Source organism: Streptomyces sp. NBC_00726 (assembly GCF_045161735.1).
GTDB lineage: Bacteria > Actinomycetota > Actinomycetes > Streptomycetales > Streptomycetaceae > Streptomyces.
Window position 1 is genome coordinate 1,697,353 of the sequence record NZ_CP108983.1, and the last position, 24,350, is coordinate 1,721,702.

The following is a 24,350-nucleotide window of genomic DNA, read 5'->3' on the forward strand; positions in this document are numbered from 1 at the left end:
CGGTGAACGACATATACAAATCACCGACCCTTCGATGATCCTTCGGCCGCCCGGAAGCGCCGGGGTTCCTCACCTCCGCCTGATCCGGCGCACATCGCGTACGCAGGCGTTGGCCACCCCGGCGGCGAGGATGACGACGGAGCACACCAGGAGGATGTGCCCGCTCGACCAGTACGCGGACGCGGCCGCGACCAGGAGGTAGCCGGCCGGGACGGCGATCTGCTCCCCCAGCGAGTTGAAGGCGTTGAGGCGGCCCAACTCCTCGTCGGGCACCTGCTGTTGCATGGCGGTGGACCAGGCGACGACGGCCGCGCGGCGGTGGTCGCCGTCCCGGTCGCCACGAGCACCGCCACGACCGCCTGCGCGGCCCCCGCCCTGCTCGATCACGGCGAACGCCAGCGCCACGGGGCCATCGCGGACCCGGTCGCGGAGACGAGATGGGCCAGCAGAAACCGCCGGAAGGCGGGCAACCGCAACGGCGAAGCGCCCTGGTCGCCGACGGCCATCAGTCCAGCACGCGCGTCACCCATCCTGGCAGGCCAGGGGCCCTACGACCGGGACGGCACCCGGCTTCCGGCCACGTCCTACCGCCGCCCGTGGTCGGGGTCCGCGTCCAGACCGGGCAGCTCCTCATGCCCCTCCGAGTAGTGGTTGACCCACCCGCAGAGCGCACAGGCATACCGCCCGGCCAGACCGTGCACCTCGGTACCGCACCGCGCACAGTCGGTACGGGTGATCTCGGGAATCTTCGGCTCGGGCTCGCTGGTCACCCGGCGACTGTACCGAGTGGAGCGCTCTCCGCGGAGGTAGGCCAGGTTGCCGGGTTCGCCCCGGGTGGACCCGACGAGGCTGAAGATCGGCGATCTGGCCGCGGGCCTGCCGGCCCGCACCATCCGCGACCTGCTCCCGTGCGTACGGCAGGACGGCACGGTGACCCTGTGCAAGCTGGACACCCTGGAACAACACCTCCAGGGCCTGGACGACCGCATCACCGCACTCCAGGAAACCCACTCGTCCCTGTCCGTCCTGGTCACGGCGGCCCGGGCGGAGGAAGCCCCGATCCCGGCGCGTCCGTGAGGCGCTGCCGCGCGAGGCTTCCGCTCAACGCGCGCCGGAGCAGGAGACGGGCGAGCATAGGGCTATGGCACTGGGTCGGAAAGCGTGCGGTACGACTGCGATGGCAGCCTTGGTCGTAGCCCTGGCCGGCTGTTCCGGGAGTAGCGGGGCCGCCGATGGCGGCGAAGCGTCGTCCAGCCCTGCGGTAGGTGCCGCGGCCAAGCAGGCGAGCGGCGACCCCGCCGGCGACGCGCCCACGGGCGCCGAAGTGCTCGGAGTCGTCGCCATGGGTAAGCCCTTCACCGTCACCGTCATCGCCACGAACACGGCTGACGACCCGAACCGGTGGAAATTCACCGTGGACAGCATGATCTGCGGCAAGCCCCTGGACCCGGCGGTGATGGCGGACGCCGCTGAATCCGTCGGCGCCCCCACGCCCACCCCCATACCGGAATCCGGAAAGCAGTTCTGTGTGCTGACGATGACGGCGGTCAACATCGGGCACAACGAGGCGACGTGGGACGCCGATAACACTGTGAGCCTGAACGTGGGCGACACTCACTACAGCGAGTCACAAGTCGACGCGGACTACGCCATGGACTACGCCCAGTACTGGCAGAGCAAGGGCAAGGTGGCACCGGCATTCGGCCTGAATCCGGGCAGCCAGGGGCCCGTCCACGGCGTGTTCGAGATCCCGGCCGGCGACAAGCCGACCAGCCTCTGGGTCACCTCCGGCACGGCCATCAAAACGATCGACGGCACTCAGCCGGGTTACCTCGTACAACTCAAGTGAGCCCCCGTCACGTGTTCTTCCGCTCTGCCGGACCGGCGACTTCCCTGGCCGTCACCAGGCAGCCCGCAAAGGCCACCCCCTCCCGGGCCTTCGCCCACCCCTCCGCCGCCCCCTCGACCGGAACCAACACGGTCGTGCCCGGAAGGCGTAGTTCGAGGTCGACGTAGTCATCTGCCGGTCATCGACCCAAATCGTCAACGTCATCCGGCCATTGCGCGCCGTGCGGTCCAGGTCAGCGCAGCCCGAACCGGCCGGCCCAGGCGGTCACATCGGCGGTGGTCGCGTTGCCGCCGCAGACGACCAGGCCGAGCCGGGCGTGCTCACCGACGCGCTCAAGCACCTGGCGTGCCGCGGGCAGCAGGCATCCGGCGGCGGGCTCGGCCCAGACCTTCGCGTGGTCGGCCAGATCGAGGACCCCCCGCACGGCCTCGGCATCGGTCACGGTGAGGACATCGGTGACCATGGCCGAGACATGTTCGTACGTGATCGGCGAGGCGCTCGGGGCGCTCAACGTCGAAACGATCGAGGACAGTTCGACCGGTACCGGCCCGCCGGCCGCCAGGGCTTCGGACATGGCGCGCGCCCCCTCGGTCTCCACGCCCCAGACCCGTACACCCGGACGGCGCGCATGCAGCGCGGCCGCGACACCGGAGATCAGCCCGCCGCCACCGATGCTGACGAGTACGTCGGTGAGCTCGCCGGCATCCTCCGCGAACTCCAGGCCGACCGTCCCCTGGCCCGCGATGACGACGGGATCGCCGAAGGGGTGGACCAGCGTGAGCCCCGACTCCTGGAGTTCGTCCACCAGAGCGAAGGCGCCGCCCATGGTGTCGGCGAGGACGACACCCGCCCCGGCCGCCTCGGCGATCTCCACGGCGCGACCGGGAGCGGACCGGGGCATGACGACGGTCGCCTTGATCCCCAGCGCACCGGCCATCTCCGCGACCGCGACGGTGATCAGCACGTTCCCCTCCACGCTCAGTAGGACAGCACAACGAACCTACCGCCCATCGGAGGTCAGTTGCCCGTACAGCCAGGAGACATGAAGAAGGCCCCCAGCCGCTTTCGGCTGGGGGCCTTCGTGTAGGTGGGCGCGGACGGTTTCGAACCGCCGACATCTGCTTTGTAAGAGCAGCGCTCTACCCCTGAGCTACGCACCCGTGGATGAAGGAACAGGTTACATGGCTCGCGGGGCATGTCGACAATCGGTTTCGGGTGGGCGTACGGGGGATAGCCCCACCCCGGAGACGGTAGCCGTCCGGATCGTCCGGGGTGGGCCCGGTTGCCTACCGTGGGGGCACATCGCAGCGCCGGCCCAGGGGGACCTGATCACCATGACCATCCGTAATCGCAGCGCGTTCGTGGCCGCCGGGGGCGCCGTTCTGCTCGTCGCGGCGCTCACCGGGTGCGGGAGCACGGACGTGGAGGACGCGCCCGCCGAGCACAAGTCGTTCGCGTTCGAGGGGAAGGCGCTGACCATCGACGCGGAGAACTCCACCGTGGACGTCGTCCCGGCCGACGTGGACCGGATCGAGGTGACGCGGAGGGTCGACGGGTGGGTCGTCCTCGGGAGCGGGCCGGACCCCGTGTGGAAGCTGGAGGGGGACACGCTCACCCTGCGCGTGAAGTGCAAGGCGATGATCAGCGACTGCGAGGCCCGCCACACGGTGAAGGTGCCGCGCGGGCTCGCGCTGACCGTGGACGCGGACAACGGGAAGGTCACCGCGTCCGAGTTCACCACGCCGCTCAAGCTCTACTCCGACAACGGCGGCGTCGTCGTCCGGGACGTCAGCGGGCCCCTGGACCTGAAGAGCGACAACGGGTCCGTACGCGCCGAGCGGATCTCCTCCCGGTCCGTGATCGCGCGGTCCGACAACGGGTCCGTGCAGCTCGACCTCACCCGGGTCCCGGACCTCGTGGACACCGTCAGCGACAACGGGCGCATCGCCATCGACCTGCCCGCCGGCAAGACCTCCTACGCCGTCTCCGCGTCGGCCGACAACGGGCACGTCGACGTGAAGGTGCCGCGCAGTGACAACAGCCGGCACGTGGTGAAGGCCCGCAGCGACAACGGCGGAGTCGCCGTCCGGCACGCCGGCTGAGAAATCGACGCGGTCGTCGCGCCCGCCGTGAACTAACCGGCACGTGTGTTCGTCCTTACTGGTGGGAGAATGTATCCGGCAGGGGCGGAACGGCACGGGAGAGGCATGTGACGGCGACAGACGCGCAGCCGCAGGCGGGAGTCGCCGGAGCGGTCCGGGAGCGGAGTCGGCGTCGTGCGGTGGGGGCGGATCCGGGTGCCCGGCCCGTTCCGGACCCGCGTGGCCAGGACGCCCGCCGCGCCACGGGCCCGTGCGACCGGCCCGACCGGCGTGCCGTCGGCCTGCGGGATCTGTGCGTTCTCGTCCTCGCGCCCCTCCCCCTCCTCGCCGTCGCCCTGCCCCTCGCCGTCACCGGCGGCGGGACCCGTCGGTGGTTCGGCGGGCGTGGCGAGGGGCAGCGGGCCGAAGCCCAGGCGGCGAAGGACGCGGCCGCCGAGGCGTTCTACGAGCTGGACACCGCCCAGCGCGACCTCAAGATCTCCATCGAGACCATCACCGCGGTCGACAGTTCGCCGGCCGCCCGCAAGGCCGTGGACGACTTCGCCGCGCTCGGCCGGCGCATCGACGAGGCGAGTCACGCGTACATCACCGCCGTCGACGCCCATGACCTCGACCGCGACGATCTCGAACCGTCCGTCGCGTCCCGGGCCCGGGCCGAGCTGACCTCCGCGAAGGAGCAGCTGGTACGGGTGAAGGGGGAGCTCGACCGGTTCGGCGCCGGGCTCGGGCCGCTCCTCGGGAGCGCCGAGACGCAGCTGGCCCGGCTCGCCCCCGCGATCGAGCGCGCGCGGCAGGCGCTCCTCGGCGCGAGCAATGCTCTCGATTCGGTGCGGGCGTCCGGATTGCGGGCGGATGATCTCGCCGCCCGGCTGGCCGCGCTCGCCCCCGAGCTGACCATGCTCAACCAGGGCGCCGGGCGGCACGGCGTGACCGAGACCCTGCAACGCGCCGACCGGGTGCTGCGCGACGCCGAAGCCGTACGGGCCGAGGCCGCGAAGCTGCCCGAGCGCGCCGCCGAGATCGACCGCCGGCTGGTGTCCCTGCGCACCCGCGCCCAGGCGCTGACCACCCGGTCCGCGTCCGTCGAGCCCGTCCTCAGCGAGCTGCGGCGCCGGTTCTCCGCCGCCTGCTGGCAGGACCTCCAGCCGGTGCCGGAGCAAGCCGCGGTCAATGTGCGCCGGGCCGAGGAGAAGCTGAAGGAGGCGGCCCAGGCCCGGGACGAGCAGCGCTGGGCCGACGCCACGTCCCGGCTCAGCACCGTGCGCGCCCTGCTCAACGCCACCGACGAGGCGGTGTCCGCCGCCGGTGACCGCCTGCGCCGGCTGGACGAGGTCGCCAAGGACCCGCAGCAGGAGATCCAGCGCACCCGCTTCGCCATCCGCGACGCCCAGCGCCTCGCCATGGCCGGCCGCCACACGCCCGAGCCGCGGCACGCCCGGCCGCTGGACGACGCGGTGGCCCGCCTGGACCAGGCCGTCACCGCCCTGGAGAGCCGCCACCCCGACTACTGGCACTTCCTCACCGTGACGGAGGGCCTGCGCCAGACCGTCGCCGACGTCGTCGCCGACATCCGCGAGGAACGCGGCGCGGGCACCCACTGACACCGTCCGCCTCGGACGGTCCCGGGCCCCGCACGGTGGACAGCCCGGGGCCCGGCGCCGATAGCCTGGTGTCATGCCTCGTTACGAATACCGCTGCCGCTCCTGTGGAGACACCTTTGAGCTCAGCCGGCCCATGGCCGAGTCGTCCGCTCCCGCCTCCTGCCCCGCCGGGCACGAGGACACCGTGAAGCTGCTCTCCGCCGTCGCCGTCGGCGGCTCCCAGCCCGCGCCGTCCGCCGGGGGCGGCGGGGGCGGCTGCTGCGGCGGGGGCTGCTGCGGCTGACCGGCGGGCCAGGGCGCGCGGGTGCCGGGAGCCCCGGCACCCGGGAACCCGCCGCCCCGGGCGGCTACCGCTTGCGGGACAGCGTCAGCCCGTCCGACACCGTCAGCAGCACGCTGTCCATCCGCGCGTCCGCCGAGACATGGTCGTTGAACTCCTGGATGGCCTTCGCCGCGCCCGTCGCGTCCGGGTCCGTCACGCGGCCGTGGAACAGCACGTTGTCCGTGGTGATGACCCCGCCCGGGCGCAGCCTCGGCACCAGTTCCTCCCAGTACGCGATGTAGTTGCCCTTGTCCGCGTCCAGGTAGGCGAAGTCGATGTGCGGCTCCTCCGGCATGGCGCGCAGGGTGTCCAGGGCGGGGGCGATGCGCAGGTCGACGCGGTCGGCGACGCCCGCCTTCTGCCACGCCTCGCGGCCGTACGCCGTCCACTCCTCCGAGACGTCGCAGGCGATCAGCCGCCCGTCCGCCGGAAGCGCCTGGGCCATCGCGAGGGCGGAGAAGCCGGTGAACGTGCCGACCTCCACGATGTGCCGTGCACCGGTCAGCCGGACGAGGAAGGCGAGCAGCGGGCCCTGCTCCTCGGCCGACTGCATGCCCGCGTGGTCGGGCAGCCGCGCGTAGGTCGTCTCGACCAGTTCGCGCTGCACGGCGTCCAGTGGCGGGTTGTGCGCCAGCATGTACGCGTACAGCTCATCGGTGATCTTGGTGGAGTTTCCCTTGGTCATCGCACAACTCTACGGTCGCCCGCACGATCAGCCCGAGGCCCGCAGGAAGTGGCGCAGGATCTCCTCGCCCGCCGCCACGCCCCGTTCGGCGGTGGCCTCGACATGGGCGGCGCTCCAGCCCGCGTCGGCGAGTTCGCCGTGGCCGGGGCGCCAGCCCCGGTCGGCGGCGAGCAGGAGGTCCGCGTCCAGGAGGGAGTCACCGGCGGCGAGGGTCTGTGTGGCTCCGGTGCGCCGGGCGACCTCGCGCATGGCCGCGCTCTTGGTGAGCGGGCGCGGCACGGCGTAGATCTTTCGGCCCTGGAGCGAGACGGTCCAGCCGCGCGGCTCCGCCCAGGCGGCGAGCTCCTTCGTCCAGTCCGGGGGCAGTTCGGCGCGGTCGACCACGAGGTACGCGAACAGTTCCTCGGCGACGCGCTCCTTGAGCAGCCACGCGGGGTCTGCGGTGGCGACGAGGTGGGCGCGGACCTCGGCGAGCGGGGCGCACTCGTCGGCGAGGCGGCGGGCCACGGTCCGCTGCCAGTCCGGGTCCGATTCGCCCTTCACCAGGATGTGGCCGCCGTTGGCGCAGATCGCGAACTCGGCCGGTGCGCCCGGGAGCCGGATGCGGTGGTACTGCTCGCGGGTGCGGGTGGTCGTCGGGACGAACACCGTGCCGGCGGCGGAGGTCAGCTCGGTGAGCAGACCGGCCGCGGTCTCGGTGACGTACGACAGGGGCTTGTGGTCGTAGACCTCGACGCACAGTAGCCGGGGCGCCCGTGCGTCGACCATGGTGAGCTGGAGCGCACCCGAGGAGTAGATCAGGGTGCGGTCGAGGTCGCTGGCGACGAGGGTGACCGGGGTGGCCGTCACGCGGACTCCACCGCCTTGCCGTCGGCGCCGGTCGCCCCGCGCGTGTACTTCGGGTGGATGAGCCCTACGCAGGTGTACGGGAGCGAGTCGACCTCCTCGACGGGTACGCCGCGCTGCTCGGCCAGGAGCCTGATGTGGTCCAGGTCCGGGCCGGCGCCGCGCCGGGCGAGGATCTTCCAGGGGACGCGGCGCAGCAGGACCCGGGTGGTCTCGCCGACGCCGGGCTTCACGAGGTTGACGTCGTGGATGCCGTACTCCTCGCTGATGCGCTCGACGGCCGCCCAGCCCTCCCAGGTGGGCGCCCGGTCGGCGGCCAGGAGCTCCTTCACCTCGGTGTCCACGTCGTCCGCGACCTCGTCGAAGCGGGCGGCGACCGTGTCGAGGAAGAGGCCGGAGACGTCGGAGGCGGCCAGCTCGCGGTAGAACTTCGCGCCGTGGAAGTCGTGCGGACCGACCAGGTCGGCGCGCAGGACCGTACGGGAAATGAGCCCGGACACCGTGGAGTTGAGGCAGGCGGAGGGGATGAGGAAGTCCTCGCGGGTGCCGTACGTCCGCACACAGCCGCCCGGGTCCGCCAGCACCGCTATCTCCGGGTCGAAGCCCGCCACTCCCCCGGCCTTCTCGAACTCGGCGACGGCGGCGGCCAGTTCGCGGGTGATCGCGCCCTTGCCGGTCCAGCCGTCCACGAAGACGACGTCGGCCGGGTCGTGGTGCTCGGCCAGCCAGCGCAGCGCGTTGGCGTCGATGCCGCGTCCGCGCACGATGGAGACGGCGTAGTGCGGCAGGTCGATACCGCGCCGTGCCAGGGCCCAGCGGCGCATCAGCACGCCGACCGGTGTGCCGGCCCGGGCGAGCGAGACGAGGACCGGGCGCGGGCCGCGCTCGGCGAGGACCGTCTCGGTGACCGTGCCCACGGCGCGGGCGATCCGGGCGGCCGACAGCGCGAGGGCGCTCCTGAACAGTTCCTGGTACTCGGCGGAGGGCTGGTACTCGACGGGGAGCGATTCCGCGTAGTGCGCGCCCCCGCTCTGTATCGCTTCCTCGCGCTCCTCCGTGGGCGCTTCGAGGCGGGTGTCCGAGAGGTCCTGGAGCAGCCAGCCGACCTCGTCCGGCGCGTACGAGGAGAACGCGGGGCCGCGCAGGGGCTCGGGCAACTGCATGGGGGCTTCTTCCTGGCGTTCGGGGGCGGGCGCCCCCGGGACGTACGAGGGGATCACCGCGAGCAGGACCTGCGCGGTGTGCGGGGCGAGGCGGTCCAGCAGGCCGCCGGGGGCGTGCAGGGCCGGGGTGTCGGCGGCGGAGTCGACCACCAGGACGACGGCGTCGAAGCCGGCGCCGGCCACGTTGTAGGCGTAGCGCTCGCCGGGGCCGTCGGCCGGGTCGTCGTGGGCCGGGAAGACCAGCCGGGTGCGTATCGCGTAGCCCGGGTCGTCCACGGCGAGGACCGGGGAGCGGGTGGTCGTGGAGTAGCGGACCTCGGTGTCGGTGCGGTCCTCCAGGGCGGTGGCCAGGCGCAGCGGCGCGTACATCAGCTCCTCGAAGCCGAGGACGAGGACGCGGCGGGGTCCTTCGCCGAGCGCCTGGGCGACGCGGTCCGCGAGGGCGGGGAGCGCGGGCTCCAGGAGGGCGCGGTGGGCCTCGGTGAAGCCGTGCCGGCCGCCGTCGGGGACGCCGGGCGGCCAGGGGAGGTCGAGGCGGGTGTGGGGGCGGGGGGCCGTCTCCCCGGGCCGATCCCCGGGCCGGCCCTCCGGCTGCCGCTCCCGCTCCCGCTGCCGCTGCCGCTCCTGCTCCTGCTGCCGCTCCTGCTCCGCGACCAGGGCCTGGCCCTTCTCCAGGACGCCGTCCGGGAGGGTGACCGTGCCGGTGTTGCGGGCCACCAGGTCGACGCGGGCGCCGATCTCGGCCGCGAATTCGGTGAGGCGGCCCCGGTCGGCCGGTGAGCGCATGTCGACCAGGGCGACGATGACGTAGTGGTCGCGGGGGTAGCGCTCATGGAGAGCGCGGATCGTGTTGAGGACGGTGTTGCCGGTGGAGAACTCGTCGTCCACCAGGACCAGTGCCGCACCGGGCCCGTCCGCCGCCAGCAGCTCCGGGTCCTCGGGGAGCAGCAGGTGCGAGGTGGCGTGCGAGTGGGCCTCCTCGAAGCCGCCCGCCCGGGCGACCCCGGGCACCGGCCTGCGGGTCGAGTGGAGGTAGGGCGCCCCGCCGAGGCCGTCGGCGACCGAGTGGCCGAGGCCGGTGGCCGTCTCCGCGTAGCCGACGACGACCGCGCGCCGCGCGCCGTCCTCGCCGAGGAGGGCCCGCACCCGGCGGCCCAGCTCGACGCCGGCCCCGTACACCACGGAGGGGCGCTGCGGCACATGCTTGCCGAGCACGTTGGAGACGAGCAGGTGTGCCCGCTTGGGGTTGCGCCGCAGGGCGAGGCCCAGCAGCTCGCGCAGCTCCCCGTCGCCCACCAGCCCGACGCCCAGTCGCTCCGCCACCCAGCTACCCGACCACACCACGTCCGCCGTCCCTCTTTCCACTCGACTGTCGGACCCGGTGCCGTGCTCGGCGCCGGTGTCCCTCTCCGATCGTCCCGCCGGCCCCGCTCATTCCGCGAGGCAGGCCGTCAGCAGGTCCACGAAGCCGACGTCCTCCCGGGCCACGCCGAAGACCTCGGCGCGCAGCAGGGTGCGCTCGGCCCAGGCCCGGTGGGGCTTCACCTCGTTCATCTTGTTCGTGTACGCGGAGCGCAGTACCCCGCCGCCGTCGCTCTCGGGCCGCAGGATGTCCTGGGCGTCGCTGAACTCTTCGTGGCTGACCACGGACAGCGCGTGCACGGGGGCGACGTGCGAGGGGTGGATGCAGGTCTTGCCGAGCAGCCCGTTGGCCCGGTCCAGGTCGATCTCGCGCAGCAGTCCGTCCAGGTCGTGCGCGATGAGCGCGGTGCGCAGCGCCTCGGCCCGGTTCCCCTGGAAGGGGCTGCTCCGCAGCTGCGGCTTGAACATGCGCTCCTGGCGGGGGAAGTACTCCCAGACGGGTCCGGTGATGGTGAAGCCCGTCCCGTCGGCCCGGCCGAGCACATTGACGACGTCCGCGATGACGTGGGCGACGATGCCGACGTCGTACGCCGTCATGTCGGGCGAGCGCCGCAGTCCGTAGGCGGAGCAGAAGTCGGTGACGCCGAGGCGGAGCGCGAGTACCCGGTCACGGTGTGCGGCGACGGTCTCGGCGATGCCCCGGAGGGTTTCGCGGCGGCTCTCCAGGTGAAGGAGCTCGGGCGATTCGAGCACGGGCATGGCGAAGAGCCGGCGGCCCGCGGCGGCCTCGGCCTTGGTCAGGGCCTCCATGAACGGGACGCCCCGGGCGCGCGTGAACTTGGGCAGCACGAAGCCGGACAGCAGCCGGGCGGACGCGCCGAGGCGGCGCACCAGGTCGGTGATCTGTTCCGGTTCGCGGACCCGGACGAACAGCAGCGGCAGCTCGATGGAGCGGGCGTCCAGCTCGGCGAACTGCCTGACCAGGTTCTCCTCGGCCCCGGCGACCTCGGAGTCGTCGATCGAGTCCTCCAGGCAGAGCACCATCGAGACGACTCCGCGCCCGGCCAGCTTGACGATGTCGTCGGCGAGCCGGGGGCGGGTGGCGGGGCTGTAGAGCGTGGCGCCGAGGGCGGCGGAGAGGAGGGGGGCCGGCGAGTCGGCGTCGAACGCACAGGGTTCCTGGAAGAAGAGCCCGCCCTTCACCGCATCTCCGATATGCCCGAAATGACGCATGCAATTCCCCCCGTACTCTCTGACTGGCCGGACAACGTGTGGCCGGTAATAGTACGTACGAACGGATGTCGACGGTTCCCGGCCTGGGTGAATTCCGGGCGTCGTGACCGTTTCGCACGAATCCCAAAAGTGGCGGAGCGGGTGAATCCGCCCGGCCCCCGGGACACGGACCCCGCCCCCCGCGTTGTCCGCGCGGGCGGCCAGCAGGCAGGATGACCGGCATGACGCACGCGATGGTGAAAGGCTCGAACGTCCCCCTCGACGCCATGGCCGTACGGGCCGTGCTGCGCTGGACGCCGGGTACCGGGGTGCCCGATGTGGACGCCTCGGCCCTGCTGCTCGGCGCCGGCGGGCGCGTGCGCTCGGACGAGGACTTCGTCTTCTACAACCAGCCGCGCCACCCTTCGGGCCTGGTGCGCAGGCTGCCCAAGCGCAGCCTGCCCGAGGGCCTGACGGACACCATCGAGGCGGACCTGAACGCACTCGACCCCTCGGTCGACCAGGTGGTCATCGCCGCGTCCTCGGACGGGGCCGCCTTCGAGGCCGTACGCGATCTGCGCATCCTGGTCTACGACGCCGCGGCGGCCGGCGGCGAACCGCTCGCCGTGTTCGACGTGCGCGCGGAGACCGGCGAGGAGACCGCGATCATCTGCGGCGAGCTGTACCGGCGCGGCGACGGCTGGAAGTTCCGGGCGGTCGGGCAGGGCTACCCGACGGGGCTCATCGGCCTCGCGACCGCGTTCGGCATCTCGGTCGACGAGGCGGAGCCCGAGCCCGAGCCGCCCGCCCCGGCGCCGCCCTCGGCCCCGCCCGCCCCGGCCCCCGTACCGGACTCGCAGGCGACCGTGCTGCACCAGCAGCCCTCGTACGGCTATCCCCAGCCCACCGCGGTCCCGGCGCCGCAGCCCTCGTACGGCTATCCCCAGCCGGCCTCCGCGCAGCCCTCCTACGGCTACCCGCAGCCCGCACCGGCGGCGGCGCCCGCTCCGGACCCGAATTTCGTGCTGCCCCCGCAGGGTCCGCAGTTCATACGGCCCTGAGGACACTCAGGCGCGGCTCTTGTAGCCGCGGCCCCACTGCATGCCGTAGCCGTACATCCGGTCCAGCTCGGACTGGAAGCCGTAGACGAACTTCACCTCGCGCCGCACGATCAGCTCGTCCTTGATGTTCTCCACCGTGAACACCGCGCAGGAGCGGGCCTGCGGGGCGCGCTCGTCCAGCTCGATCTCGATGCGCGGCCCGTTGCCCGGGTAGAGCGTCACCTTGGCGTGCGTACGGTCGAAGGCGGGCGTCTGGTCGTAGATGTAGACGAAGCACAGCAGCCGCTTGATGTGCTCGCGCTGATCGAGGTTGACGTAGAGCGTCTCGCCGGAGGGGGCGCCGAAGCGGTCGTCGCCGCTGAGCCTGATGTAGGGCGGCCCGTTCAGATCGCCGAGCAGATTGCCCAGGGGCTGCACCACGCCCCGGGTGCCGTCCGCCAGCTCGTACATGCAGCCGAGGTCCAGGTCGACGTTGACCATCCCCTGGGTGTGCGCCTGGACGGCCTCCGGCTGGAAGAGCTTGAAGGGGCGCAGCAGCCGGCCGCTCTGCCGGGAGCGGCCTCCGATGTCCGAGGTGCGCATGCGCCAGGAGAGGTTGACGCGGAGGTTCCCGGTCAGCGCCCCCTGCTTGGTCAGCGAGACCGTGGCGTGCCGCCGGGTGAGCACGATGGAGTTGGTGGCCGCGCTGCCCGACTCGAACTGCGACTCCCGCCCCGGCCACAGGCTGTTCCAGAACGCCATCCCCGACCCCGCCCCTCTCGGTCCTCACCCGTCGCACGCGGCGCGTACGACGCACGCACCACTGCGGGGCGGCTCCGGGCCGTCTCCGGGTGTGTCCCGGAACCTTGCCGTACGAGCCGCCCCGCAGAGAGCGTTCCCTCAATTCCTACCGGGTCACACCCCGGCGGTCACTTCGGTCTTGCCCTCTTCCGCCTCCAGCGCCTTGTTGCGGCGGACAGAGGACCAGAAGGACCAGGCGATCAGGACGACGCCGACGAGGCCGGTGATGATCTCGTTGATCTCGTACTGGATCGTGATGAGCAGGATGGCCGCCAGCGCGCCGATCGCGTAGTGCGCGCCGTGCTCCAGGTAGACGTAGTCGTCCAGGGTGCCCTGGCGGACCAGGTAGACCGTGAGCGAACGGACGTACATGGCGCCGATGCCGAGGCCGAGCGCCATGAGCACGATCTCGTTGGTGATGGCGAAGGCGCCGATCACACCGTCGAACGAGAAGGACGCGTCGAGGACTTCCAGGTAGAGGAACATGAAGAAGGCGGCCTTGCCGGAAAGGGCGACCGCGGAGATCTTCTTGCCGCTCCGCTTGGCCTCTTCCTCGGCCTCGTGCTCGCGCTCCTCCTCCTCTTCGAGTTTGTCCTCGAAGTAGCCGGAGAGCCCGCCGACGATGAGATACGTGATCAGCCCGGCGATGCCGGAGAGCAGGACGGTCTCCGCCTTGTCCACATGGCCGCCGCCGTGCTGGTGGGCGTGGGTGGCGACGGTCATCGCGGAGATCAGCAGGACGATGAGCGCGATGCAGACCGACAGCATGTCGACCTTGCCGAGCTTGGCCAGCGGGCGCTCGATCCAGCGGAGCCACTGGATGTCCCGGTCCTCGAAGATGAAGTCGAGGAAGATCATGAGCAGGAACATGCCACCGAAGGCGGCGATCGCCGGGTGGGCGTCCGTGACCAGTTCCTTGTAGCGGTCCGGGTCGTTGAACGAGAGGTCGATGGCGTCGACCGGGTTCAGGCTGGCGGTAATGGCCACGATCACGACGGGGAAGACCAGCCGCATACCGAAGACCGCGATGATCACGCCGATGGTGAGGAAGATCTTCTGCCAGAAGGCGGACATCTTCTTCAGGATTCCGGCGTTGACCACGGCGTTGTCGAAGGACAGCGAGATTTCCAGGACGGAAAGGATCGCCACCACACCGAAGGCTTCCCACCCCCCGTAGAACCACGCGGCCACAAGGCCGATCACGGTGATCGCGAACGACCACCCGAAGGTTTTCAGAAGCACTGGCTACCCCATCATGTATGTAACGGGTCTCCCCCGATGAGCACGGGGCTCCCCCGCGCCGTGCGCGGCTTTACGAAACGTTGACCCCGAAGTCTAGAGCGATGCCCCGGAGTCCCGACGCGTACCCCTGACCAACTGCACGGAACTTCCACTCGCCGTTGTAGCGGTAGAGCTCGCCGAAGATCATCGCGGTCTCCGTGGAGGCGTCCTCGGTGAGGTCGTAGCGCGCGAGTTCCTGGCCGTCCGCCTGATTAACGACGCGGATGAACGCATTGCTGACCTGGCCGAATGTCTGGCCGCGATTGTCGGCCTCGTGAATCGAGACCGGAAAGACGATCTTGTCGCAATGGGCCGGCACCTGCGTGAGGTTCACGATGATCGACTCGTCGTCGCCCTCGCCCTCACCCGTGAGGTTGTCACCGGTGTGCTCCACGGAACCGTCGGGGCTCGTGAGGTTGTTGTAGAACACGAACCACTCGTCGCCGAGGACCCGGCCCGACTGGCACAGCAGCGCGCTGGCGTCCAGGTCGAAATCGGCCCCCGTCGTGGATCGTGCGTCCCAGCCGAGCCCGACCAGCACCTGGGTGAGATTGGGTGCGGCCTTGGAGAGGGAGACATTGCCTCCCTTGGCGAGCGTGACGCCCATGGTGTGTCCTCCCCGAGTCTATGAACCGTCTTTGTACCGGACGGAGCCGCCGGCCGAACCCGTGCGGCCGGAAGAACTGTCCGGCGAGCGCGTCCGGCGCCGCACGTGGTGCGGCGCCGGACGGAAATGCTGGTGCCGGGGCCGGGGCCCCGGGCAGGTCAGACGTTGACGCCGAAGTCCTGCGCGATGCCACGCAGACCGGAGGCGTACCCCTGGCCGATGGCGCGGAACTTCCACTCGGCGCCGTTGCGGTACAGCTCGCCGAAGACCATGGCGGTCTCGGTCGACGCGTCCTCGGACAGGTCGTAGCGGGCGAGCTCGCTGTTGTCGGCCTGGTTGACGACGCGGATGTACGCGTTGCGGACCTGGCCGAAGCTCTGCTGGCGGGTCTCGGCCTCGTAGATCGAGACCGGGAAGACGATCTTGTCGACGTCTGCCGGAACCGTGGCCAGATTGACGTTGATGACCTCGTCGTCGCCCTCGCCCTCACCGGTGAGGTTGTCACCGGTGTGCTCGACGGAGCCGTCGGGGCTCTTGAGGTTGTTGAAGAAGACGAAGTTGCCGTCGTTGGCGACCTTGCCCTCGGCGTTCGTCAGCAGAGCGCTGGCGTCGAGGTCGAAGTCCCCGCCGGTGGTGGTACGGGCATCCCAGCCAAGACCCACGATGACCGCGGTCAGGTTGGGCGCGGCCTTGGTCAGCGAGACGTTGCCGCCCTTGCTGAGGCTGACTCCCACGAGTCCTCCCATTGGTTTCTTGGGGGCCGGCCGGTGCCGGCGCCTCCTCGTCGTGTTGACATCCGATCAACGAGTGGATCCTAGTGACCGGTTCCCGGCCGAAACAGGCTTTCCGCCCCGGGTCGGCCCGCGATCCGGGCCGGAGCCGGATCAGAGGGTGCCGAGCGCCTTGACGTAGTCGTTGAGGTCGCGCGCGTCGGGCAGGCCGTTGACGACCGTCCAGCGCACCACGCCCTCCTTGTCGATGATGAAGGTGCCACGCACCGCGCAGCCCTTCTCCTCGTCGAAGACGCCGTAGGCCCGCGAGGTCTCGCCGTGCGGCCAGAAGTCGGAGAGCAGCGGGTACTCCAGGCCCTCCTGCTCGGCGAAGACCCGCAGGGTGTGGATCGAGTCGTTGGACACGGCCAGCAGCTGCGTGTCGTCGTTCTCGAACGTGGGCAGCTCGTCGCGGAGCGCGCACAGCTCACCCGTGCAGACGCCGGTGAAGGCGAACGGGTAGAACAGCAGGACCACGTTCTTCTCGCCCCGGAAGTCGGAGAGCTTCACGGTCCGGCCGTGGTTGTCCTTCAGCTCGAAATCCGGGGCCTGGGTACCGACCTCGATCGCCATGAAACGCGTCCCTTCGCTACGTCACCGGGCTGGGCTGTCCGGGTGACCCCCACCCTACGCAGACCCCCGGGGCGCCCGTGCGGCACCCGGGACAGCTTCCCGCCCAGGTGCGGATCAAGCCACTGCGCACCCGGGACACGGATGTACGAAGGCCCCCGGGCGGCGCGATGCCGTCGGGGGCCTTCAGGGGTTGGTGGGGTCAGCGCTTGGCCTTGGCCGCTTTGGGCGTGACGAGGCGGCTTCCCGACCAGTCCTTGCCCGCGTTGACGCTCTTGGTCTGGGCGAGCCCTGCGGTCTGGGCGGCCTCGTTGATGTCGCTCGGCTCGACGTAACCGTCACGGCCGGTCTTCGGCGTCATCAGCCAGACCACGCCGCCGTCCTCGAGCAGACCAATGGCATCCACCAGCGCGTCCGTAAGGTCGCCGTCCTCGTCGCGGAACCACAGCAGGACGACGTCAGCGATGTCGTCGTAGTCCTCGTCGACGAGATCCTGGCCGGTAATGGCCTCAATGCCCTCACGGAGCTCCAGCTCGACGTCGTCGTCGTAGCCGATCTCCTGGACCACCTGTCCGGGCTCGAACCCCAGGCGTGCCGCCGGGTTGGTCCGCTCCTCCGCGTGGTCCGCGGTCGCGCTCACGGGTTGCCTCCTGATCATGTTCGGAAAATGCTTCAGCCACGCGCGGGCGCGGGGCGTTGGCCGTAGTCCACACGGGAGCGGCGGATCGCGCAAGTACCCAGCGTACGAGACCGCCTAAACGGTGACGTTTCCTGTCACGTCGCCGTCCTTCAGGCAGGCTCCCCGCGAGGGTCCGCGTCCTCCTCCACTCCTGTCGCGTCCTACGTCCATGGACAGCTTATGCCGTTTCGGTCCGGCATTCGGAGCCGAGCAGCCTTTGGGAACACTTGCACGCCTTGGGCGTATGGTGGCGGTCCATCCCTTCTCATCCTGCCTGCCCCATCCTGTCCGACACCGTCTGCCTGCACCGATACCCACTCGGCGGCCGTCCATCCGCCCCGGCGGAACCGGGCCGGGGACGCGTTCGCGGTTACCTCTCGGTAGAGATGACGTACGCGTTTCAGCGGTACACGATGGGGATGGCGTACACATCCTCATGCCCGGGGGCAGGACTCCCGCAACAGGCCCCGAAGCGCAGCACCGAACAGCGAAGGAACAGCGTGGCTTCCGGATCCGATCGCAACCCGATCATCATTGGCGGCCTTCCGAGTCAGGTCCCGGATTTTGATCCCGAAGAGACCCAGGAATGGCTCGACTCCCTCGACGCCGCCGTCGACGAGCGAGGCCGTGAGCGGGCCCGCTATCTCATGCTCCGGCTCATCGAGCGCGCGCGAGAGAAGCGCGTCGCCGTGCCGGAGATGCGCAGCACGGACTACGTCAACACGATCGCCACGAAGGACGAGCCGTTCTTCCCCGGCGACGAGGAGATCGAGCGCAAGGTCCTCAACGCGACCCGCTGGAACGCGGCCGTGATGGTCTCGCGCGCCCAGCGTCCGGGGATCGGCGTGGGCGGTCACATCGCCACGTTCGCCTCCTCGGCCTCGTTGTACGACGTCGGTTTCAACCACTTCTTCCGCGGCAAGGACGACGGTCTGGGCGGCGACCAGATCTTCTTCCAGGGGCACGCCTCGCCCGGGATCTACGCCCGCGCCTTCCTGCTGGACCGGCTGAGCGAGGCGCAGCTGGACGCGTTCCGCCAGGAGAAGTCGAAGGCGCCGAACGGGCTGTCCAGCTACCCGCACCCGCGGCTGATGCCGGACTTCTGGGAGTTCCCGACCGTGTCGATGGGCCTCGGCCCGCTCGGCGCGATCTACCAGGCGCGGATGAACCGCTACATGGAGGCGCGCGGCCTCGCCGACACGTCGAACTCGCATGTGTGGGCGTATCTCGGCGACGGCGAGATGGACGAGCCGGAGTCGCTCGGGCAGCTGTCCATCGCCGCCCGCGAGGGCCTGGACAACCTGACCTTCGTCGTCAACTGCAACCTCCAGCGCCTCGACGGCCCGGTGCGCGGCAACGGCAAGGTCATCCAGGAACTGGAGTCCCAGTTCCGGGGCGCCGGGTGGAATGTGATCAAGCTGGTCTGGGACCGGTCCTGGGACCCGCTGCTGGCGCAGGACCGCACGGGCATCCTGGTCAACAAGCTGAACACGACGCCGGACGGGCAGTTCCAGACGTACGCCACGGAGACCGGCGCGTACATCCGGGAGCACTTCTTCGGGGACGACCCGAGGCTGCGCGAGATGGTCAAGGACATGACCGACCAGCAGATCCTGCACCTGGGGCGCGGCGGTCACGACCACCGCAAGGTGTACGCGGCCTATGCGGCGGCCAAGGCCCACAAGGGCCAGCCGACGGTGATCCTGGCGCAGACGGTCAAGGGCTGGACCCTCGGGCCGAACTTCGAGGGCCGCAACGCGACCCACCAGATGAAGAAGCTCACCGCCGAGGACCTGAAGCGGTTCCGGGACCGGCTGCACATCCCGATCGCGGACAAGGAGCTGGAGGACGGCAACCCGCCGTACTACCACCCGGGCCGCGGCTCGGAGGAGATCCAGTACATGCACGACCGCCGCAAGGGCCTGGGCGGTTATGTCCCGACCCGGGTGGTGCGCGCGAAGCCGCTGCCGCTGCCGGCGGACAAGACGTACGCGGCCGCGAAGAAGGGCTCGGGTCAGCAGTCGATCGCCACCACCATGGCGTTCGTCCGCATCCTGAAGGACCTCATGCGGGACAAGGAGATCGGCAGGCGCTTCGTGCTGATCGCGCCCGACGAGTACCGCACGTTCGGCATGGACGCCTTCTTCCCGAGCGCCAAGATCTACAACCCGCTCGGGCAGCAGTACGAGTCGGTGGACCGCGATCTGCTGCTCGCGTACAAGGAGTCGCCGACCGGGCAGATGCTGCACGACGGCATCTCGGAGGCGGGCTGCACGGCCTCGCTGATCGCCGCGGGCTCCGCCTACGCGACGCACGGCGAGCCGCTGATCCCGGTGTACGTCTTCTACTCGATGTTCGGCTTCCAGCGCACCGGTGACCAGTTCTGGCAGATGGCGGACCAGCTGGCGCGCGGCTTCGTGCTGGGCGCGACCGCCGGCCGGACGACACTGACCGGCGAGGGGCTCCAGCACGCCGACGGGCACTCGCAGCTGCTGGCGTCGACCAACCCTGCCTGCGTGGCCTACGACCCGGCGTTCGGGTACGAGATCGCGCACATCGTGCAGGACGGCCTGCGCCGGATGTACGGCGGGGCCCCCGAGGAGAACGAGGACGTCTTCTACTACCTCACGGTCTACAACGAGCCGATCCAGCATCCGGCGGAGCCCGCCGATGTCGACGTCGAGGGCATTCTGAAGGGCGTCTACCGCTACAGCAGCGGGGAGAAGGGCGAGATCCCGGCCCAGATCCTGGCGTCCGGTGTGGCGGTGCCGTGGGCGGTGGAGGCTCAGCGCATCCTCGCCGACGAGTGGAACGTGAAGGCGGACGTCTGGTCGGCGACCTCCTGGAACGAGCTGCGGCGCGAGGCCGTGGACGTGGAGCGGTACAACCTGCTGCACCCGGAGGAGGAGCAGCGCGTGCCGTACGTGACGCGCAAGCTGTCCGGGGCGCAGGGGCCGTTCGTGGCGGTGTCGGACTGGATGCGGTCCGTGCCGGACCAGATCGCCCGCTGGGTGCCCGGCGCGTACCAGTCGCTGGGCGCGGACGGTTTCGGGTTCGCGGACACGCGGGGCGCGGCGCGGCGGTACTTCCACATCGACGCGCAGTCGATCGTGCTCGGGGTGCTCACGGAGCTGGCGAAGGAGGGGAAGATCGACCGGTCGGCGCTGAAGACGGCGGTCGACCGCTACGAGCTGCTGGACGTGGCCTCGGCCGATCCGGGAGCCGCGGGCGGCGACGCGTAACGCGGGCGCGGAGACCGGCCCGGTGCGGGGCGGCGGGACCCGGGAAGGGTGCCGCCGCCCCGCGGCGCGTCCGGGCCCGGTCAGTTCTCCCACACCTTGAAGGCGCGCACCTGGTACGGGGAGCGGGGCAGCCAGGTGCCGCCGCCCGGGTACGTCTCGAACTCGCCGGTCTCCTGGCACTCGGCGGACTGGTAGGTGGTGACGGGCCGGCCGGTGCGGTTGGCGAGGGCCTGGGCGGTGGTGCCGGGTTTCAGCGGGACGCAGCTCTCGATGTCGATGGTGGACAGCTCATGGGTCTGCCGGGCGCCGGTGAAGTCGGGCTTCGACCAGAGGCAGAGCTGCCCGCTCGCGCAGGCCCCCAGGGATACGGGCGCGGCCTCGGCGGGCGCGGTGGTCCCGGTCGGCGCGAGCAGGAACAGGGCGGTGACGGCCAGGAAGGCCGCGGCGACGGTCGTACGCATGTGAGTTGAACCCCCGTGATGATGAGACGGCTGTGATTCCCAGCACCCACCCTGCGCCGTTACGGAGAGTAATCGGAAGGGCTGGAGGTCAGGTCCACTCCCAAAGGTGACGACCCGCACAGCGTTGACGCGAATGGCGCGGAGCGTGCCGCAGGGCCGTACACAGGGTGAGGCGATCGCCGTGTCCTTCCGCACAGTCGGGTGATGTGCGTCACCCCGCTCCCGAACCGGCTCCACCCGTCTCCTAGGGTGGTCCGGAGTGACTTCCTTCGACTCCTCCCCCACGCTCACCGCCTGGCGCGCGCTGCTCGCTGTCGCGGTCGTCTTCGTGATGCTCGCGACGACCGGCTGGACCGCCGTGCACCACCAGCGGTCCGGTGACGCCCGCGCGCTCGCGCTGGCCGCCTGGGCCAAGGGGTCGATAGCGGGACAGCCGCTGCCGGACGCCGACACCCCGGCGTACAAGCTGGCGCACTTCTTCGCCACGCTGGCCCCGGCGCAGCGCGCCCACCTCGCCGACCGGTACCCGCTCGTCGTGGGGAACCTCAACGGCGCCCCGGTCACCACCCGTTACCGCGCGAACCGGCGGGCGATCGGGCAGGCGAGCGCGGTCGAGCGCGAACGCGTCCACGACACCAGACTCTCCGCGTCCGGCCGCGCCGAGGCCCAGCACCGCCTGGACCGGTTCCGGTCGATGCTCGCCCGGGACCGCCACTTCCTGGCGTTCGACCCGTCGGGGCGCGGGCTCGCCGCCGAGGTGTTCGGCGACCTGGACCGGGCGCAGCGCATCTCGCTCGTCGTGCCCGGCGTCGACACGAATCTGCTGACCCTGGAACGCACCGGGCCCAAGACCAACGCCGCGCCCGTCGGCATGGCCAGGTCGCTGTACGCCGCCGAGCGCGCCGCGAGCCCCGGGGTGCGCACCGCCGTCATCGCCTGGGCCGACTACACCACACCGGTCGGCATCGGCATGGACGCCGCCCTCGGCAATCTCGCCGCGCGCGGGGCGGTCCGGCTCGACGCGCTCGTCCGGGTCCTCCCGGGACCGGCGCCCGTCTCGCTGTTCTGCCACAGCTACGGCTCCGTCCTGTGCGGGCTCGCCGCGAGCAGGCTGCCCGGCCGGGTCGAGGACATCGCGGTGGCCGGCAGCCCCGGCATGCGGGCGGACAACGTCGGCCGGCTGCACACCCGGGCGCACGTGTGGGCGATGCGGGACAGCGGGGACTGGATCGAGGACGTGCCGAACCTGGAGTTCGGGGGCCTCGGGCACGGCGCGGATCCGGTGGACCGCGGCTTCGGCGCCCGGGTCGTCTCGGCGGACGGGGCGGTCGGCCACAGCGGTTACTTCGAGCCCGGCACCGAGAGCCTGGACAATTTCGCCGCGATCGGAGTTGGCGCGTACACGTCGGTCAGCTGCGCACCGGCCGACAGCACCTGCAACGACGGGGTGTACGCCGACTCGACAGCCTGACGCGCGTAGAGACACCGCGTCCGGCCTCCGGAAGCGGTCGACTCCGAGAGGAGACGGGGCGGGCAAGTGCCGCATACGATGAGGCGCATGGGTGATGTGCTGGCCGGAATTCATGCCACCTGGGAGTTCGACACCGACTCCGTGCTCATCCGCTACGAACGGGGTATCCGCACGCCGAGACTTCTCCAGAGCCTCCGCGAGCGCCGCGTCCCGCACGCGGCGCTGTCGTCGGTGACGCTGACCCCGGGCAGGCGGGGCACGGTGGTGCTGCGTGCCGTCCCGCGCCCCGGTGCCGATCCGCTCCTCGAAGCCGCCGCCGGGCAGCTCAAGGACGGCTGCGACCCGTACCGGCTGGTGCTCCCCGCCGCGCGCGAGACCCTGGCCGAGTACTACGCGGACGAGCTGCGGGCCTGCCTCGGCGCGGGCTCGGGCGAGCCGGCCGACCGTTTCCTGGTCGCGGCCCCCGAGGCGCCGATGCAGTTCAAGGCGTACGACGGGCGGGCCGGCTTCGACGGTGAGCGGATCTCGTTCCGCTGGTTCTGGACGGGCGCCTCGTCGGAGAAGTGGAAGGCCGGCGACCAGACGTTCCCGGTCACGGATCTGTGCGGGGTCGAGTGGCGCTCGCCGGAGGGGCTGGAAGGCTATCTGCGGCTGCTGCCCAGGGGCTCGGACGCCGTGGTCCACACGTCCGGAGGGCTCACCGGCCCCACGACGGGCGGGACCGCCACCGGTGTGCAGCCGGTGATACCCCGGCCCGCCCGGGCCGACCAGGACCCCGCGGCGGTGATCTTCGGGCTCGGCTACGGCCCGGTCCACGAGTCGCTGCCCTTCGCGGCCGCCGTCCTCGAATCCGTACGCAGGAAGCAGTCCGCGCCCCCGGCCGCCGCTCCCCTCACCGCCGCGGCCCGGCGCGATCCGGCGGACATCGCGGAGCGCATCCACCACCTCGGGGAGCTGCACCGGGCGGGCCTGGTGACCGACGAGGAGTTCAGCGCCAAGAAGGCACAGCTCCTGGCCGAGCTGTAACCGGAAGCCGGCGGCCACCCGAGATGACCGAGCCGATACCCGCTCCCGCCCTCGCGCACACCACCCGTTCGCGGCGGTGGACGAGGTTTCTGCCGCAGGCGGCCGCCGTCGCGCTGACGGTGCTCTTCCTCCCGGTCACCCTGGCCAATCTCCTCGATCAGTACGGGCTCGGCGGCGCGGCCGCCACCGCCCTCGCCGTCACCCAGGCCGGGCCGCTGCTGCTGGTGGCGCGCCGGCCGCTGTGGGCCTGGTGGATCGTCTTCCCGGCGGACATCGCGGGCGCGCTGGTGATCCTGGGGCAGCCGGCCCGCGAGTACGACGTGTGGCCGTGGCCGCCCGCGCCGCTCGTCGGCTACCTCTTCCTGCTTCTCGCGCTGGCCCTGCGCCGGTCCCGGCGGGTGCTCGTCGCCGTCTGGCTGGCGACCGGGGCGGCGAGCCTGATCCTCCATCTGGTCCGCGCGGACCGCAGCAACGGCAGCGCGCTGCTGCTGCCCCTGTTCGCGGCCGTGGTGCTGGTGATCGGCGCGGCGGTACGGGAACGGCGCGTCGCTCAGCGCCGGCTCGCCGAGCAGGAGACCGTCAGCGAGGCGGAGCGGGCCCGGCGGACGCTGCTGGAGGAGCGGGCCAGGATCGCCCGGGAGCTGCACGACGTGGTCGCCCACCACATGTCCGTGATCACGGTCCAGGCGGACTCCGCGCCCTACCGGCTGCCGGAGCTGTCGGACGAGGCGCGCGAGGAGTTCGGGACGATCGCGGCGAGCGCGCGGGAGTCGCTGGCCGAGATGCGGCGGCTGCTCGTGGTGCTGCGCGGCGACGGCACGGAGGGCGAGCGGGCCCCGCAGCCCGGGATCGGCCGCTTGCAGCAGCTGGTGGAGGCGACGGTACGGGCGGGGCTTCCGGCCGAACTGTCGCTGGCCGCCGAGCTGGGTGACGTACCGCCAGCCGTTGACTTGTCCGCGTACCGGATCGTTCAAGAGGCGCTGGCCAACGTGGTCCGGCATGCGCCGGGGGCACGGACACTGGTATCGGTCACCTCGGACGAAGGGCAGTTGACGGTGCTGGTCGTCAACAGCCCGCCGGAGCGGCCGGTTTCGCCGCTGGAGTCGGCGGGAACGGGGCACGGTCTGGTCGGGATGCGGGAGCGCGTACGGTTGACGGGCGGCTCACTGGACACCGGGCCGCTGCCGGACGGGGGGGTTCCGGGTCGCCGCGCGGCTGCCGCTGTCCCCGGCCGGGCCCGACGACGCCCCCTGAGTCCGG

Annotated in this window: 23 protein-coding genes, 1 tRNA gene and 2 pseudogenes; 10 read left to right on the plus strand and 16 right to left on the minus strand. The window is 71.2% G+C overall.

The window, feature by feature from the left end; genetic code table 11:
• Window positions 1-69: 69 nt before the first annotated feature.
• Genes OG338_RS07580 through OG338_RS07590 form a run of 3 tightly spaced genes read right to left on the minus strand, consistent with a single transcriptional unit; the run spans window position 70 to window position 770 of the window.
• Complete coding sequence (locus OG338_RS07580) at window positions 70-405, minus strand: hypothetical protein (RefSeq protein WP_405936591.1); 336 nt, start codon at window positions 403-405, stop codon at window positions 70-72.
• Window positions 384-530 carry a hypothetical protein gene (locus OG338_RS07585; RefSeq protein WP_405936592.1) on the minus strand — a complete coding sequence of 49 codons (147 nt, stop codon included), beginning with the start codon at window positions 528-530 and terminating at the stop codon, window positions 384-386. The genes OG338_RS07580 and OG338_RS07585 overlap by 22 nt, the downstream gene beginning before the upstream one ends.
• 54 nt (window positions 531-584) lie before the next feature.
• Window positions 585-770, minus strand: coding sequence for a hypothetical protein (locus tag OG338_RS07590; RefSeq protein ID WP_018103370.1), 186 nt, complete (start codon window positions 768-770; stop codon window positions 585-587).
• Window positions 771-834: 64 nt separating this feature from the next.
• Here OG338_RS07590 and OG338_RS07595 point away from each other — a divergent pair, with 64 nt between their 5' ends.
• Both OG338_RS07595 and OG338_RS07600 read left to right on the plus strand, forming a co-directional pair.
• Entirely contained in the window at window positions 835-1,077 is a 243-nt protein-coding gene (locus tag OG338_RS07595) for a hypothetical protein (protein ID WP_405936593.1), read from the plus strand.
• Window positions 1,078-1,177: 100 nt separating this feature from the next.
• On the plus strand, window positions 1,178-1,849 hold the full coding sequence (locus tag OG338_RS07600) for a hypothetical protein (RefSeq protein ID WP_405936594.1): 672 nt from the start codon (window positions 1,178-1,180) through the stop codon (window positions 1,847-1,849).
• Window positions 1,850-2,081: 232 nt separating this feature from the next.
• Here the strand turns inward: OG338_RS07600 and OG338_RS07605 are convergent.
• Window positions 2,082-2,801: pseudogene (locus tag OG338_RS07605) on the minus strand (pyridoxal-phosphate dependent enzyme); the annotation flags it as partial.
• A gap of 136 nt (window positions 2,802-2,937) precedes the next feature.
• Window positions 2,938-3,009, minus strand: a tRNA-Val gene (locus OG338_RS07610).
• A 174-nt stretch (window positions 3,010-3,183) separates the two neighbouring features.
• Here OG338_RS07610 and OG338_RS07615 point away from each other — a divergent pair.
• The 3 genes from OG338_RS07615 (at window position 3,184) to OG338_RS07625 (ending at window position 5,835) form a co-directional block, all read left to right on the plus strand.
• On the plus strand, window positions 3,184-3,951 hold the full coding sequence (locus OG338_RS07615) for a DUF4097 family beta strand repeat-containing protein (protein ID WP_405936595.1): 768 nt from the start codon (window positions 3,184-3,186) through the stop codon (window positions 3,949-3,951).
• A gap of 107 nt (window positions 3,952-4,058) precedes the next feature.
• Window positions 4,059-5,552 carry a hypothetical protein gene (locus tag OG338_RS07620; RefSeq protein ID WP_405936596.1) on the plus strand — a complete coding sequence of 498 codons (1,494 nt, stop codon included), beginning with the start codon at window positions 4,059-4,061 and terminating at the stop codon, window positions 5,550-5,552.
• 73 nt (window positions 5,553-5,625) lie between these two features.
• The gene (locus tag OG338_RS07625) at window positions 5,626-5,835 is read left to right on the plus strand and encodes a zinc ribbon domain-containing protein (RefSeq protein ID WP_405936597.1); all 210 of its coding nucleotides are present in this window, start codon (window positions 5,626-5,628) and stop codon (window positions 5,833-5,835) included.
• Window positions 5,836-5,899: 64 nt separating this feature from the next.
• On the opposite strand, the gene OG338_RS07630 is transcribed toward OG338_RS07625, so the two are convergent.
• The 4 genes from OG338_RS07630 to OG338_RS07645 form a co-directional block, all read right to left on the minus strand.
• Window positions 5,900-6,559 (minus strand): O-methyltransferase, encoded by a 660-nt coding sequence (locus OG338_RS07630; protein WP_405936598.1) that lies wholly within the window; start codon window positions 6,557-6,559, stop codon window positions 5,900-5,902.
• A 27-nt stretch (window positions 6,560-6,586) separates the two neighbouring features.
• Window positions 6,587-7,408: an HAD family hydrolase gene (locus OG338_RS07635; RefSeq protein WP_405936599.1), complete on the minus strand. Its 822-nt coding sequence runs from the start codon at window positions 7,406-7,408 to the stop codon at window positions 6,587-6,589.
• Window positions 7,405-9,912, minus strand: a complete 2,508-nt coding sequence (locus OG338_RS07640) for a phosphoribosyltransferase (protein WP_405936600.1) — start codon at window positions 9,910-9,912, stop codon at window positions 7,405-7,407. Before OG338_RS07640 ends, OG338_RS07635 begins: the two co-directional genes overlap by 4 nt.
• Before the next feature lie 87 nt (window positions 9,913-9,999).
• Window positions 10,000-11,163 carry an HpcH/HpaI aldolase/citrate lyase family protein gene (locus tag OG338_RS07645; protein WP_405936601.1) on the minus strand — a complete coding sequence of 388 codons (1,164 nt, stop codon included), beginning with the start codon at window positions 11,161-11,163 and terminating at the stop codon, window positions 10,000-10,002.
• 221 nt (window positions 11,164-11,384) lie between these two features.
• Here OG338_RS07645 and OG338_RS07650 point away from each other — a divergent pair, with 221 nt between their 5' ends.
• Window positions 11,385-12,203, plus strand: a complete 819-nt coding sequence (locus OG338_RS07650; RefSeq protein WP_405936602.1) for a TerD family protein — start codon at window positions 11,385-11,387, stop codon at window positions 12,201-12,203.
• Window positions 12,204-12,209: 6 nt separating this feature from the next.
• Here OG338_RS07650 and OG338_RS07655 read toward each other — a convergent pair whose 3' ends face one another.
• From OG338_RS07655 to OG338_RS07680, 6 genes are all read right to left on the minus strand, one after another.
• On the minus strand, window positions 12,210-12,944 hold the full coding sequence (locus OG338_RS07655) for a Tellurium resistance (protein ID WP_405936603.1): 735 nt from the start codon (window positions 12,942-12,944) through the stop codon (window positions 12,210-12,212).
• A 153-nt stretch (window positions 12,945-13,097) separates the two neighbouring features.
• Window positions 13,098-14,225, minus strand: a complete 1,128-nt coding sequence (locus OG338_RS07660; RefSeq protein WP_405936604.1) for a DUF475 domain-containing protein — start codon at window positions 14,223-14,225, stop codon at window positions 13,098-13,100.
• Between the two features lie 70 nt (window positions 14,226-14,295).
• Window positions 14,296-14,871: a TerD family protein gene (locus tag OG338_RS07665; RefSeq protein ID WP_018103347.1), complete on the minus strand. Its 576-nt coding sequence runs from the start codon at window positions 14,869-14,871 to the stop codon at window positions 14,296-14,298.
• Between the two features lie 158 nt (window positions 14,872-15,029).
• Window positions 15,030-15,605, minus strand: coding sequence for a TerD family protein (locus OG338_RS07670; RefSeq protein ID WP_026171553.1), 576 nt, complete (start codon window positions 15,603-15,605; stop codon window positions 15,030-15,032).
• A gap of 150 nt (window positions 15,606-15,755) precedes the next feature.
• Window positions 15,756-16,214 (minus strand): peroxiredoxin, encoded by a 459-nt coding sequence (locus OG338_RS07675; RefSeq protein ID WP_164402589.1) that lies wholly within the window; start codon window positions 16,212-16,214, stop codon window positions 15,756-15,758.
• 199 nt (window positions 16,215-16,413) lie between these two features.
• On the minus strand, window positions 16,414-16,851 hold the full coding sequence (locus tag OG338_RS07680) for a DUF3052 domain-containing protein (protein ID WP_018103344.1): 438 nt from the start codon (window positions 16,849-16,851) through the stop codon (window positions 16,414-16,416).
• A gap of 539 nt (window positions 16,852-17,390) precedes the next feature.
• On the opposite strand from OG338_RS07680, the gene aceE reads away from it, so the two are divergent.
• Complete coding sequence (aceE, locus tag OG338_RS07685) at window positions 17,391-20,132, plus strand: pyruvate dehydrogenase (acetyl-transferring), homodimeric type (RefSeq protein WP_405936605.1); 2,742 nt, start codon at window positions 17,391-17,393, stop codon at window positions 20,130-20,132.
• Window positions 20,133-20,212: 80 nt separating this feature from the next.
• Here the strand turns inward: aceE and OG338_RS07690 are convergent, their stop codons facing one another.
• A complete protein-coding gene (locus tag OG338_RS07690) occupies window positions 20,213-20,593 on the minus strand; it encodes a peptidase inhibitor family I36 protein (RefSeq protein WP_405936606.1) in 381 nt (126 codons plus the stop codon).
• 259 nt (window positions 20,594-20,852) lie between these two features.
• Between OG338_RS07690 and OG338_RS07695 the strand changes: the two genes are divergently transcribed.
• The 3 genes and pseudogenes from OG338_RS07695 (at window position 20,853) to OG338_RS07705 (ending at window position 24,344) form a co-directional block, all read left to right on the plus strand.
• Window positions 20,853-22,064 carry an alpha/beta hydrolase gene (locus tag OG338_RS07695; protein WP_405936607.1) on the plus strand — a complete coding sequence of 404 codons (1,212 nt, stop codon included), beginning with the start codon at window positions 20,853-20,855 and terminating at the stop codon, window positions 22,062-22,064.
• Between the two features lie 87 nt (window positions 22,065-22,151).
• A complete protein-coding gene (locus OG338_RS07700) occupies window positions 22,152-23,090 on the plus strand; it encodes a DUF4429 domain-containing protein (RefSeq protein WP_405936608.1) in 939 nt (312 codons plus the stop codon).
• A 23-nt stretch (window positions 23,091-23,113) separates the two neighbouring features.
• Window positions 23,114-24,344: pseudogene (locus OG338_RS07705) on the plus strand (sensor histidine kinase).
• Window positions 24,345-24,350 lie beyond the last annotated feature (6 nt).